The following is a 12,166-nucleotide window of genomic DNA, read 5'->3' on the forward strand; positions in this document are numbered from 1 at the left end:
CCAAACTTGGAGCAGGTCGGCGTTTCACCAAAACGCCGACCTGCCCTATATCCTTGTTTTGACGCAATCCCGGACGGAAAATGCTTCACATTTTTCCTGGAATTGCTCTGAGGGAGTGCATGGCCGATCTGTTCAGCGTTGACGAACCGGAAAAGGTGCCGCCCGGACGGCCGCTGGCCGACAGGCTGCGTCCGAGGAATCTTGGGGAGGTCGTTGGCCAGGAACATCTGACGGGACCCGATGGCGCGCTGACTCGGCTGATCGGCTCCGGTTCGCTGGGATCGATGATCTTCTGGGGGCCGCCAGGCACCGGCAAGACCACGGTGGCGAGGCTGCTTGCCGGCGAGACCAGCCTTGCATTCGAGCAGATATCGGCGGTCTTTTCCGGCGTCGCCGACCTGAAGAAAGTGTTCGAGGCGGCCAAGCTGCGCCGTGCCAACGGCCGCCAGACTTTGCTCTTCGTCGACGAGATTCATCGTTTCAACCGCGCCCAGCAGGATTCATTCCTCCCCGTCATGGAGGATGGGACGGTCGTGCTGGTGGGCGCCACCACCGAAAACCCGTCCTTCGAACTCAACGCGGCCTTGTTGTCGCGCGCGCGGGTCATGGTCTTTCATTCGCTGGGTGAGGACAGCATCGCCAAGCTGATGACGCGGGCGGAGGAGGCGGAGGGCAGGGCGCTGCCGCTTGATGATGAAGCACGCACGATGCTCATTCGTATGAGCGATGGCGACGGACGCGCATCGCTGACCCTGGCAGAAGAGGTCTGGCGCGCGGCCAAGCCGGGCGAGATATTCGATCCCGAAGGGCTTCAGCGCATCGTCCAGCGCCGTGCGCCGATCTACGACAAGGGCCAGGACGGCCATTACAACCTGATCTCGGCCCTGCACAAGTCGGTGCGCGGCTCGGATCCCGATGCCGCCCTCTACTATCTCGCGCGCATGTTCGATGCCGGGGAGGATCCGCTCTATCTCGGCCGCCGGCTGGTTCGCATGGCGATGGAGGACATTGGTCTGGCCGATCCGCAGGCCCTGGTCGTCGCCAACGCGGCCAAGGATGCCTATGACTATCTCGGCTCTCCGGAGGGCGAACTCGCCTTTGCCGAGGCCACCGTCTATCTCGCCACCGCGCCCAAATCCAATGCCGTTTACACTGCCTTCAAGGCTGCCACGCGGGCCGCCAAGGAACATGGCTCGCTGCTGCCGCCGAAGCACATTCTCAACGCGCCGACCAAGCTGATGAAGGAAGAGGATTACGGCGCCGGCTACCGCTACGACCATGATGAGCCAGATGCCTTTTCAGGCCAGGATTATTTTCCGGAAAAGATGGGCCGCCAGACCTTCTACGATCCGCCCGAGCGTGGTTTCGAGCGCGACATCAGGAAGCGGCTCGACTACTGGGCAAAGCTGCGCAAAGAGCGGGAATAGCCGACTTGCGGAGCGCGGTGGTCTTGTCGGCGCGAAACGAGGCCTCGCCCTGGGGGATTTCCACTTCGGTTCTCCTGCATGGGCTGCTCGCCGCCAGCGTCATGTTGATACCATCGCCGAAACGCCCGAGCCGGCCAGAGGAGGAGCGCGTGTCGGTCGCCATCCTGACGCCACAGCAATTCGAGGTTTCGACAAGGCCGCCCGCACCTCCCATCGAGGAGGCACCCCGCGCACCCATGCCCGAGGCACCGGCGCCTGCTCCAAGCGCTCCTCGATTTCCCGCCACGCCCGCCATGATCCGCCCAACGCGGATGCTGTCGGCCAAGACCCTCGCCGATCCGCGCAGCAAGCAGGCCCGCGCCGATCTCAGGACCTTCGCATCCGATGAGCGCATGGTGCAGCTTTGCAATCTGGAGGCCATGGACCAAATCCGCCAATGGCATGCGGATTTCCAGCCGGAGCGGGTGGTGCCCTACGCGACCGCGGAGGAGAAGATCACCGGCACGACGATCGCCGCTAATGGTGCGGCCTTTCGCAGTCGTAAAAACTGGTACAGTCTGAAGTTCAAATGCCAGCTCGCCAAGGACGGCGAAAGCGTCATTGGCTTTGAATTTCTGGTCGGCGATCCCGTGGCCAGGGACAAATGGGACGAGCTTGGCTTGCCGGCAGTGCATTGACGGCCCGGCAAACTCCACCAGGCAACCAGCCCGGCCAGACACCATGGCCGTTGTGCGGTGACCCAAAAAACCTTATCAAGGCGCACGGTCGGGCGGTGGCCGTTGCCATGATTGGGCACCTCATTCGCAACAGGATCGCGCTTCGCGCGTGGAAAAATGACAAAAACCCTTCGCAAATCCCTTCGCAAATTCGCCATTGCCATCCCGCTTCTCGCCCTTGGCTTCTATTTCATCCCCATCCTGACGACGATCTTCATCGTCTGTGGTCTGATCGACGTGTTGCGCAACGACAGGAAGGATTTGGCGCTGTTCAGTGGCTACTTCCTTGGCAACGGGCTCTTCACCTGGTTGCTGTCGCCCTTCAACCTGCTGGTCGATCTCCTGTGCTACAGAAATCCGGGCGTGTGGAAGCTGGAGCAGTTTCCCGCCGACTACCAGCGTGAGGTCAATGAGGTCCTTGATATCTTCAAGGCGCGCAAAGATGAGATCATCGCCGACATCGACGCCAATTTCGGCGCCGGCCGGCGCGGCATGTATGTCTACCAGTGGTACGGCAAGCACAGGATCGACAACGTCGAGGAATTCAACAAGGACTTCAAATACATCAAAACGATTGCCGTTTCCGTCTTCAGCAAGCGCGAATCGACCTCCTGGCATTTCGGACCGCTGCGGCTCAGCCTGCGTATCCTCTACAATCTGATCCCGGTGAAAGCGGAGATTTTCGTCGAATGCGGCAACGTCAAGAACTACTGGTACGACAATCCGCAGTTCATTTTCGACGACACGCTGCTGCATCGCTCGGTCAACGAGTATGATGGCCGCCGCTACTGCGTGTTCATGGATATTATCAGGCCATCCCCGGTGCCCCGCCTGATCGCTGGCATGCTTGCGGTCGTCTCGGTGAGCGTCGAGCGCATCAACTCGATGTTCTACAAGAACTGGAAGATGATCGGCTCCACAAAGCCAAAGAAGGTCGAAACCACCTAAGTTGAAGATCTGTCGATACTGCCGGCGGAGCCGGCAGTATCCTGAATGTGTCATGGAATTTGGGGCAATTCCAGGAAATGCAGACGACTTTCCGCCGGGAATTGCGTCAAAACAAGAGCCGCTGCCGGCGCTCGTGGATTGGTTCTAGGACCGCCAAGCTATGCTCCTCCAAGACAGGCAGCCTTAGCGCCACAACGGTTCAGAACTTCGGCCTCTTTGGGCTCTCACCAATTCATTATATGAACTGTGTCGCAGGATTCGCATTTGCCTGAACGCTTCTGGCTGCGTCAGATTCTGCCCTCGGCAGTTCTGTTTCTTCTTTCGTCGGCGGACCCAAGTGTCAAAAAACAAAATCCTCGGATTCTGGACGGGAACGTACCTGTGGACCGTTATGCTGGGCATTGCCATCAGCGCCGCCTACATAAGTCTTGAAGAGTCCGTCTACTATTGGGATTTCGCTGCTTATTTCAATATGTTCAACCAGCAGGGAGCGCTCCTTGTCGCGAGCCCATTTGACTGGCTGAGCCAATTGGGGAAGTCCATCGCCACGGAAGACTATGGTGTGGCGATCCTTGTGCCGTTGATGCCCTTTCACATCGTCTTTGGTGGTTCTAGGCTTTCCTTCGTCGCTGGAATAGTCTCGGTCTACCTGGTTCCAGCGGTTCTTTTCATAGCCAGGATAAGTCATGTCGAGGCGGTCTCCGAGACATCTTCGCGAAGCTGGCCAGCCGTCTGGATCGCGGCCTTTCTCTACACCCCGTTCTGGGCGCCGACACTTCGCGGATTGCCCGACGTTGCGGGTTGTCTCGCTCTCGCCGCGGCAACCTGGTTCCTGTGGAAGTCAAAATTCCTGACCCGCGAACCAGTGGCGAGCGGAATATCCGTCGGCGCGAGCTTGTGGTTGGCGTTCATGCTGCGTCGCTGGTACGCCTATGCCGGTATTGGGATTGCCATGTCAGCGGCATCCCTTGGTTTGCTGCGGATCGCAGGGGACCGAGACCTTCCGGCATTCCGCGCGGCGGTAGGAGGTGGCCTGTGTGCGATCTTCGTTGTCGCCGCCACCGCATTGAACTTCCAGCTGCCGCTGATCGCCAGAATTCTGGGAACGAGCTACGACGATCTTTACAGCGGATACAGGACAACCTTTGCCACCCAACTCGGTGAGATGGCGGGCCGGCTGGGCTATGTGAATTGGCTGCTGATCATTGCCGGGCTTTACATTTCCATTGTCCGCCGCAACAGGTTCTCCCTGTTCTGCGGCATCGCCTCGGTGCTCACATTCTTGATTTTCACCCGGACGCAGGATCCTGATCGCCATCATTCGCTGCCAATGTTCCTGTGGCTTTTTCCCGCATACGCTCAGGCCATCGTCGCGATCGTTTCCCTGCCGGCGCTGAAATTTCGATGGTCGACCGCCGGCATCGCGGTTGCCGCTGGACTTGCTTTTGCAGGCACATTTTTTCCAACTGCTCGGCAGCTCCTGTCTCCGATCGATTTCGTTTTTTGCCAGGGAGGCCACGCTCCCCCTCCATCTCGACAATCTTCCCGAATACAGACGTTTGATCGATGATCTGATCGACAGACTGGGACCAGAGGACCGCTTTTCGGTTCTTGCTTCGGGGCCTGTCATGAGTGATGCGCTGCTATTCGGCATGGACAGCGGCCTCGTTCCTTATGTCGGCTGGATTTGCCAGGTGGACAGTCGCGATCGGTTTCGGCTTGACGCATTGAAGTCCAGATTTGTCGTTGTCACCGACCCGCCGGTTACTCATCTGCAAGCCGGTGCGCAGATTTGCGTCACTATTCCGAACCAGGAGATTTTTAACGGGCAAGGCATCGGTGCCGCGTACAAACGCGTTGCGCAATACCAGTTGTCGGGCGGCGTTACCGGCTATCTCTATGAGCGGACGCGTCCGCTCACGCAGCAGGAAGTCGATGCGCTCTACGGCGAATTCAGGAAGAAATATCCGGACTGGACAGCGCCTGCCTGGAATGGCGACGGCCGGTGATTGCGCTTCGTGAGTTGGAAGCGCGGTTCTTTATCGGTCGACTATCTCTGCCATTCCCCGAAGCTGCGTCACCCCGCTCAAGGGATTGACGCCGGCGTCCTCGCGGGGGCAGTAAAGTTCTATGTTCAATCTGCTTCTCGTAGCCGTCGGCGGCGGCATCGGCGCCGGCATCCGCCATCTGACCAGCATGGGCGCGCTGCGCCTCGTCGGTCCCAACTATCCCTGGGGCACGATGGCGATCAACATCTTCGGCTCGTTTGCGATGGGGCTGTTCATCGCCATCCTTGCGCGTCGCGGCGGGTCCAATGAGGTCAGGCTGTTCGTTGCCACCGGCATTCTCGGAGGCTTCACCACCTTCTCCGCCTTTTCGCTCGACTTCGCCGCCCTGTGGGAACGAGGCTCGACACTGCCGGCATTCGGATATGCGCTTGCCAGCGTCGTTGGCGCGATCATTGCCCTGTTTCTGGGACTTTGGCTCGCAAGAACCGTTTCATAATGTTATTGCCGCGCCAAGCGCAGGCCAAGAGCCCTGCTCGGGAAACGGATAAGCGAAGAAGACATGGCAGGCGTTGAACAGATCACTGTGGAGGCCGGCGAGGCGGGCATGCGGCTCGATCGCTGGTTCAAGACGCATTTCCCGGGCCTTGGCTTCGGCCATCTACAGAAGCTGCTGCGCTCCGGCCAGATCCGCGTCGATGGCGGCCGGGTCAAGGCCGACACCCGCGTCGAGCCGGGGCAGATGGTCCGCGTTCCGCCGCTCGAGGTGGACAAGAAGGGCGAGAGCGCGCTCACCGGCCACTCGATCCGGAACCAGGGCGACGCCGATGTGCTCGCCAAGATGCTGATCCACGAGGATCCCAAGGTCTTCGTCTTCAACAAGCCGGCGGGCCTCGCCGTTCAGGGCGGCTCCGGCGTTACCCGCAATGTCGACGACATGCTGGAAGCCTGGCGCAGCCAGAAAGGCGAGAAGCCGCGGCTGGTGCACCGGCTCGACCGCGACACGTCGGGCGTGCTGGTGGTGGCCCGCACCAGGCTGGCCGCGATGAAGCTTTCAGAGGCGTTCCGGGCGCGGGAAACCAAGAAGACCTACTGGGCGCTGGTCAAGGGCGTGCCGCCCAAGCGCGAGGACAAGATCTCGACCTGGCTGATCAAGGAGGCTACGCCGGACGGCGACCGGGTGCGCATTGCCGCGCACGGCGAAAAAGGCGCCGACCATGCCGTGTCCTATTATCGCATTATCGAGCAGGCGGCGCAGACCATGACCTGGCTGGAGATGGAACCTTATACCGGCCGCACACACCAGCTTCGCGTCCATGCCGCCCATATCGGCTGCCCGATCATCGGCGACCCGAAATACTTCGAGGCCGACACCAACTGGGATTTTCCTGGCGGCATTCAAAACCGCCTGCATCTGCACGCGCGGCGCATCATTATCCCGCACCCGGACAAGGGCGTCATCGACGTCACCGCTCCGATGCCGCCGCATATGCGCCAGAGCTGGAACCTGATCGGCTTCGACGACGCCAGCGCGGAGGACTAACCGTGAGCGGCGCCACCGATGCGCTCGATCGGCGCGACGCGGTCGACATGGCCGCAGCCGCCATCATGGTCGGCCTGACCTTTTCCTGGGGGCTGAACTACGTCGCCGCCAAGATCTCCTATGCAGGCTATGATCCCGTCTTCCTATCGATCGCGCGTTCGGTCATCGGTGGTTTCTGCGTCTTTCTCTGGTGCCGCTGGCGCGGCATTGCGCTGTTCAGCAGGGATGGGACATTGCCGGCGGGCATTGCGGTCGGCGTGCTTTTCGGCGTTGAGTTCCTTTGTCTCTACGTTGGCCTGGAGCATACGACCGTGGCGCGCAATACGCTGCTGGTCAACTCAATGCCGTTCTGGATGCTGATCGGCGGCCACTTCCTGCTCGGCGAACAGATCACCATGCGCAAGTTCCTCGGCCTGCTGTTGGCCTTCGCCGGTCTTGCCACGGTCTTTTCCGACAAGCTCGGCGGTAGCGGAGACATGCTGTTCGGTGATCTCCTGAGCCTCGGTTCGGGGTTTTTCTGGGCCCTGACCAATATCCTTATCAAACGATCAAAACTGGTCGAGGCGAGTGCGGAAAAACTGCTGCTCTATCAACTCGCCGGCGCGGCGATCGTTGGCATGATGGTGCTGCCTCTTGCCGGCCCACCGGTGCGCGATCCCTCCCTGTTGCCGACATTGGCGCTGCTTTTCCAGGCGGTCTATATCGTCGCTTTCACCTATGTGCTCTGGTTCTGGCTGCTGCGCCGCTATCCGGCTTCAGGCTTGTCCAGCTTCACCTTCCTGTCGCCGGTCTTCGGTGTCCTGTGCGGTGCGATCATCTTGAACGAGCCGCTGACCATTCGCATTTTTCTTGCACTTGGCTTGATTGCGGCCGGCCTGATCATCGTCAACCGGCCGGCACGCAAGCTGATACCGGTGTAAGAAAGGCACTTCATGCGTGATATCCTCAACGACCTTGAAGCGGGCAAGTATCTTTCCGATCCGGATCCGGTGCGTCGCGCCCAGATCCAGATGAAGATGCCGCTGCCCAAGCGCTTCTATAAGGAGGTCTCGGTCGCGTCGGCGGAAGGTGGCTTTGCCGTCCATCTCGACGGCAAGCCGGTGCGCACGCCGGGCAAGGCAATGCTGGCGCTGCCGACCGAGGCGGCCGCGACGCTGGTTGCCGGCGAGTTCGCGGAACAGGGCGAGACGATCAATCCGATGACGATGCCGGTGATGCGGCTGGTCAACACCGCAATCGATGGCGTGGCCAGCGATCCGCAGGCGGTGCTGGAAGACATTCTGCGTTTTGCCTCGTCGGATCTGCTCTGTTATCGCGCCGATGCCCCGCAAGGGCTGGTCGAGCGGCAGAACGAGCGGTGGGATCCCGTCATCGACTGGGCTCGCGCAGCACTTGGGGCCCGTTTCAACCTTGCCGAGGGCATCATCCATGTCGAGCAGCCACGCGAAACCATTGCCGTGCTGGGCAGCCATCTGGCGCAACGCGCCGAACCGCTGCGCCTTGCCGCCATCCATGTCATGACATCGTTGACCGGCTCGGCATTGCTGGCGTTGGCGGTCGATTTCGGCGAGCTCGACGGCGAGGAGGCCTGGGCCGCCGGCCATGTCGATGAGGACTGGCAGATCGCACAGTGGGGACAGGACGCCGAAGCCGTCGCGCGCCGCGCCGCTCGCAAACGGGACATGATGGCCGCCGTCAGCTTGCTCGAAGCGCTGCGGGCCTGAGGGCTTCGCTCCGCCTTCGCACTGCACCTAATACGAAAGTCATAATCCCATCGTCGCGGTGCCCTTTCCCCGCCCTTTCTGCCATTTTTCCTGTGTTGGCTGCGTCTTTGAGTCCGCGTTCGGAGGAGAACGCGGACGTCGGCGCGCAGCATCGAGGTCTCACGGGAGGATAGCTCTATGGCAATGGCATCGACCGCCGGCGGAACGAGCCGCGGCATGACGCGGGAGGAGAAGAAAGTCATCTTCGCTTCCTCGCTCGGCACTGTTTTCGAATGGTACGATTTCTATCTCTACGGCTCACTGGCGGCTTTCATCGGCTCGACCTTTTTCAGTCCGACCATTCCCGAGGCAACGCGCAACATCTTCGCGCTGCTGGCCTTTGCCGCAGGCTTCCTGGTTCGCCCGTTCGGCGCGCTGCTGTTCGGTCGCATCGGCGACCTCGTCGGCCGCAAATACACGTTCCTGGTCACAATGACGATCATGGGCCTGTCGACCTTCCTGGTCGGTCTGCTGCCCGGCTATGCAACCTTGGGCATCGCGGCTCCGGTGATCCTTATCGTCCTGCGCATGCTGCAGGGTTTGGCGCTGGGCGGCGAATATGGCGGCGCTGCGACCTATGTCGCCGAACATGCACCCGATGACCGCCGTGGCTTCTACACCTCATGGATCCAGACAACAGCGACGCTCGGCCTGTTCCTGTCGCTGATCGTCATCCTGATCGTACAGGGATCGCTGAGCAAGGAGACCTACGCCGCCTGGGGCTGGCGCATTCCGTTCATCGTCTCTTTCCTGCTGCTCGCCGTTTCGATCTGGATCCGGTTGTCACTCTCGGAGTCTCCGACCTTCCAGAAGATGAAGGACGAAGGCAAGGGCTCAAAGGCGCCGCTCTCGGAAGCCTTTGGTCAGTGGAAGAACGCCAAGATCGCGCTCCTGGCGCTGCTCGGCCTCACCGCCGGTCAGGCCGTGGTTTGGTACAATGGCCAGTTCTACGCGCTGTTCTTCCTGCAGAACGTGCTGAAGGTCGACGCGCAGTCGGTCAACATCATGATCGCCATCGCGCTGGCTATCGGCTCGATCTTCTTCGTCGTCTTCGGCTGGCTCTCCGACAGGATCGGCCGCAAGCCGATCATCATGGCTGGCCTTGCGCTGGCCATCGTCTGTACATTCCCGCTGTTCAAGGCGTTGACCTGGGCCGCTAATCCGGCGCTCGCCAAGGCTCAGCAGAGCACTCGGGCAACGGTGACGGCAGCTCCCGGCGACTGCAAGTTCCAGTTCAATCCGGTCGGCACGGCGAAGTTCACGACGTCCTGCGACATCGCGACTTCGTTCCTGACCAAGAACTCGGTTCCCTATGAAGTGGTGTCGACGGCTGCGGCCGGGACGCCTGCGTCAGTCAAGATCGGTACAGAGACAGTGGCGTCCTACGATGCGGTCGCCGCCGGCGATCAGGCCAAGGCTAAGGACGCCGCCTTCGTCAAGGCAGTCAACATGTCCTTGCAGGACGGCGGCTATCCGCTGAAGCGAGCGCCGATCAAGGTCGCGGACCAGAAACTCGATGCCTTCATCGCAGCCAATCCTGAACTTAAGCTCGACGCGGCCGCCATCCGCGGCGGTGAAAAGGCAGCGGTGCCGACCGACCAGGCGGTTAAGGACAAGCTCTTGACCGCCGATGAGGCAGCGGGCGCCCCCGAGGTCACCGTCTACAACATACCGGGCGGCGGTGCCTTTGCCATGTTCGCCGATCCGGCGGCGGTTAACTGGCCGATGACGATCGGCATCCTGTTCATCCTGGTCCTGTTCGTGACCATGGTCTATGGGCCGATCGCGGCGATCCTTGTCGAGATGTTCCCGACTCGCATTCGGTACACGGGCATGTCATTGCCCTACCACATCGGCAATGGCTGGTTCGGCGGCCTGCTGCCGGCGACGGTGTTCGCGCTCAGCGCCTACAAGGGCGACATCTACTACGGCCTTTGGTATCCGGTGGTCATCGCGGCGATGACCCTGATCATCGGCATGATCTTCGTCAAGGACACGCTCGGCACCGACCTGCACGCCAAGGAATAGTCGGTAGGCCAGAACGAAAAGCCCGGCGCGAGCGATCGCGCCGGGCTTTTTTATTCAAGATCGACGTGGAAGGGTTCAGCCCTTCCGCCGCGGGTCTTCTTCCTCGACGGCGGCCTCGTGATACCAGCCATCGAAATCGGCGTGCTCGCCGCGAAGCGCGGCAAGCTCTGCCGCGAATTTGGCCTTGGCGCCTAAATTTAAGGCAGTCCTGCGCGCTGCCAGCGGGAACATCAGGATTTTCGCCGACGGACGCGATTGCGTGACTTGCATTGCCGGTGTCCCCGCTTTTTCAGGCGCTCGTTGATTCAGCTTGCACCAAAATAGGTCCTGCGATTCATTTAGGCAATATGCCTACGAAAAGATCATGATTTGCCTATGATTTAAGCAATATTGCTGCCTGGATCATCCGCAAGCATTGCTGAGGCGGCTCATTAAAATAATCGCCTGGGCACGATCATTTTGCCGCACCCTGCGAGAGCCGAGTGGCACACGAATTGCTTTTTATCCATCGGCAGGCCGGCCTGTTTCGGCCATGCATCGACATCCGCCTGCTTGCGGTGTCCAAGCAACGAGAGGCTCTAGAATGACCAAATACAAGCTCGAGTATATCTGGCTCGATGGATACACCCCGGTCCCGAATCTTCGCGGCAAGACGCAGATCAAGGAATTCGCTGAGTTCCCGACGCTCGAGCAACTGCCGCTGTGGGGTTTCGACGGATCCTCGACGCAGCAGGCCGAGGGCCACAGCTCCGATTGCGTGCTGAAGCCGGTCGCGGTCTATCCCGATCCGGCCCGCACCAACGGCGTGCTCGTCATGTGCGAAGTCATGATGCCCGACGGTGTTACGCCGCATGCATCCAACAAGCGCGCCACCATCCTCGACGACGAAGGCGCCTGGTTCGGCTTCGAGCAGGAATATTTCTTCTACAAGGACGGCCGTCCGCTCGGCTTCCCCGAGAGCGGCTATCCCGCACCACAGGGGCCGTACTATACCGGCGTCGGCTACTCGAATGTCGGCTCCGTTGCGCGCCAGATCGTCGAGGAACATCTTGATCTCTGCCTCGCGGCCGGCATCAACCATGAAGGCATCAACGCCGAAGTGGCGAAGGGGCAGTGGGAATTCCAGATATTCGGCAAGGGTTCCAAAAAGGCCGCCGACCAGATGTGGATGGCCCGCTATCTGATGCAGCGCTTGACCGAAAAGTACGGCATCGACATCGAATACCACTGCAAGCCCCTCGGCGACACCGACTGGAACGGCTCGGGCATGCATGCCAATTTCTCGACCACCTATATGCGTGAAGTCGGCGGCAAGGCCTATTTCGAAGCGCTGATGGCGGCTTTCGACAAGAACCTGATGGACCACATCGCCGTCTACGGCCCGGACAACGACAAACGTCTGACCGGCAAGCACGAGACCGCGCCGTGGAACAGGTTCAGCTACGGCATCGCCGATCGCGGCGCCTCGATCCGCGTCCCGCATTCGTTCGTCAAGAACGATTACAAGGGCTATCTGGAAGACCGCCGTCCGAACTCGCAGGGCGACCCCTACCAGATCGCCTCGCAGATCCTGAAGACGATCGCTTCGGTGCCGGCGAGCGCAGAGATTTCGGCCGCCGCCTGATCCGTTTTGCGGGCGCTTCAATGCGCGGCAGATGGATGTTCTTGCAATAAAGGCCCGGGCGGAAGCGCCCGGGCCTTTCTTTTTACCGACCCGACATGACGCCACGCGCGG

The 12,166-nt window shown here is 60.7% G+C and carries 12 protein-coding genes; 11 read left to right on the top strand and 1 reads right to left on the bottom strand.

Features of this window, described 5'->3' with window-relative positions; all coding sequences use genetic code 11:
* Positions 1-119: 119 nt before the first annotated feature.
* The 10 genes from FJ936_RS26165 to FJ936_RS26205 all read left to right on the top strand — a co-directional run bounded on the left by FJ936_RS26165 (position 120) and on the right by FJ936_RS26205 (position 10,431).
* Entirely contained in the window at positions 120-1,427 is a 1,308-nt protein-coding gene (locus FJ936_RS26165) for a replication-associated recombination protein A (protein ID WP_140619543.1), read from the top strand.
* Between the two features lie 149 nt (positions 1,428-1,576).
* Entirely contained in the window at positions 1,577-2,104 is a 528-nt protein-coding gene (locus FJ936_RS26170) for a DUF930 domain-containing protein (protein WP_246680533.1), read from the top strand.
* A gap of 156 nt (positions 2,105-2,260) precedes the next feature.
* The gene (locus tag FJ936_RS26175) at positions 2,261-3,091 is read left to right on the top strand and encodes an aspartyl/asparaginyl beta-hydroxylase domain-containing protein (RefSeq protein ID WP_140619545.1); all 831 of its coding nucleotides are present in this window, start codon (positions 2,261-2,263) and stop codon (positions 3,089-3,091) included.
* 337 nt (positions 3,092-3,428) lie between these two features.
* A complete protein-coding gene (locus tag FJ936_RS26180; RefSeq protein WP_246680534.1) occupies positions 3,429-4,661 on the top strand; it encodes a hypothetical protein in 1,233 nt (410 codons plus the stop codon).
* A gap of 58 nt (positions 4,662-4,719) precedes the next feature.
* Positions 4,720-5,100 carry a hypothetical protein gene (locus FJ936_RS30995; RefSeq protein WP_246680535.1) on the top strand — a complete coding sequence of 127 codons (381 nt, stop codon included), beginning with the start codon at positions 4,720-4,722 and terminating at the stop codon, positions 5,098-5,100.
* A 121-nt stretch (positions 5,101-5,221) separates the two neighbouring features.
* Positions 5,222-5,596: a fluoride efflux transporter CrcB gene (gene crcB, locus FJ936_RS26185; protein WP_141907139.1), complete on the top strand. Its 375-nt coding sequence runs from the start codon at positions 5,222-5,224 to the stop codon at positions 5,594-5,596.
* 63 nt (positions 5,597-5,659) lie between these two features.
* Positions 5,660-6,640, top strand: coding sequence for an RluA family pseudouridine synthase (locus tag FJ936_RS26190; RefSeq protein WP_015317967.1), 981 nt, complete (start codon positions 5,660-5,662; stop codon positions 6,638-6,640).
* 47 nt (positions 6,641-6,687) lie between these two features.
* The gene (locus FJ936_RS26195) at positions 6,688-7,560 is read left to right on the top strand and encodes a DMT family transporter (protein ID WP_051041371.1); all 873 of its coding nucleotides are present in this window, start codon (positions 6,688-6,690) and stop codon (positions 7,558-7,560) included.
* A gap of 12 nt (positions 7,561-7,572) precedes the next feature.
* Positions 7,573-8,364 carry an ATP12 family chaperone protein gene (locus FJ936_RS26200; protein ID WP_140717271.1) on the top strand — a complete coding sequence of 264 codons (792 nt, stop codon included), beginning with the start codon at positions 7,573-7,575 and terminating at the stop codon, positions 8,362-8,364.
* 177 nt (positions 8,365-8,541) lie between these two features.
* A complete protein-coding gene (locus FJ936_RS26205; RefSeq protein ID WP_140619549.1) occupies positions 8,542-10,431 on the top strand; it encodes an MFS transporter in 1,890 nt (629 codons plus the stop codon).
* A gap of 75 nt (positions 10,432-10,506) precedes the next feature.
* Here FJ936_RS26205 and FJ936_RS26210 read toward each other — a convergent pair whose 3' ends face one another.
* Positions 10,507-10,701: a DUF2735 domain-containing protein gene (locus FJ936_RS26210; protein ID WP_140619551.1), complete on the bottom strand. Its 195-nt coding sequence runs from the start codon at positions 10,699-10,701 to the stop codon at positions 10,507-10,509.
* Positions 10,702-11,014: 313 nt separating this feature from the next.
* On the opposite strand from FJ936_RS26210, the gene FJ936_RS26215 reads away from it, so the two are divergent.
* Complete coding sequence (locus FJ936_RS26215; protein ID WP_015317962.1) at positions 11,015-12,055, top strand: glutamine synthetase beta-grasp domain-containing protein; 1,041 nt, start codon at positions 11,015-11,017, stop codon at positions 12,053-12,055.
* The last annotated feature ends 111 nt before the right edge of the window (positions 12,056-12,166 follow it).

The sequence above is a fragment of the Mesorhizobium sp. B2-4-13 genome (assembly GCF_006658535.1).
In the GTDB taxonomy this organism is placed as follows: Bacteria; Pseudomonadota; Alphaproteobacteria; order Rhizobiales; family Rhizobiaceae; genus Mesorhizobium; species Mesorhizobium australicum.

Bases quoted from the DNA above. Each gene is read 5' to 3' on its own strand.
- FJ936_RS26175 (WP_140619545.1), top strand. From the start codon at position 2,261: ATGACAAAAACCCTTCGCAAATCCCTTCGCAAATTCGCCATTGCCATC.
- crcB (WP_141907139.1), top strand. From the start codon at position 5,222: ATGTTCAATCTGCTTCTCGTAGCCGTCGGCGGCGGCATCGGCGCCGGC.
- FJ936_RS26205 (WP_140619549.1), top strand. From the start codon at position 8,542: ATGGCAATGGCATCGACCGCCGGCGGAACGAGCCGCGGCATGACGCGG.
- FJ936_RS26165 (WP_140619543.1), top strand. From the start codon at position 120: ATGGCCGATCTGTTCAGCGTTGACGAACCGGAAAAGGTGCCGCCCGGA.
- FJ936_RS26210 (WP_140619551.1), bottom strand. From the start codon at position 10,701: ATGCAAGTCACGCAATCGCGTCCGTCGGCGAAAATCCTGATGTTCCCG.
- FJ936_RS26200 (WP_140717271.1), top strand. From the start codon at position 7,573: ATGCGTGATATCCTCAACGACCTTGAAGCGGGCAAGTATCTTTCCGAT.
- FJ936_RS26215 (WP_015317962.1), top strand. From the start codon at position 11,015: ATGACCAAATACAAGCTCGAGTATATCTGGCTCGATGGATACACCCCG.
- FJ936_RS26190 (WP_015317967.1), top strand. From the start codon at position 5,660: ATGGCAGGCGTTGAACAGATCACTGTGGAGGCCGGCGAGGCGGGCATG.
- FJ936_RS26195 (WP_051041371.1), top strand. From the start codon at position 6,688: ATGGCCGCAGCCGCCATCATGGTCGGCCTGACCTTTTCCTGGGGGCTG.
- FJ936_RS30995 (WP_246680535.1), top strand. From the start codon at position 4,720: ATGAGTGATGCGCTGCTATTCGGCATGGACAGCGGCCTCGTTCCTTAT.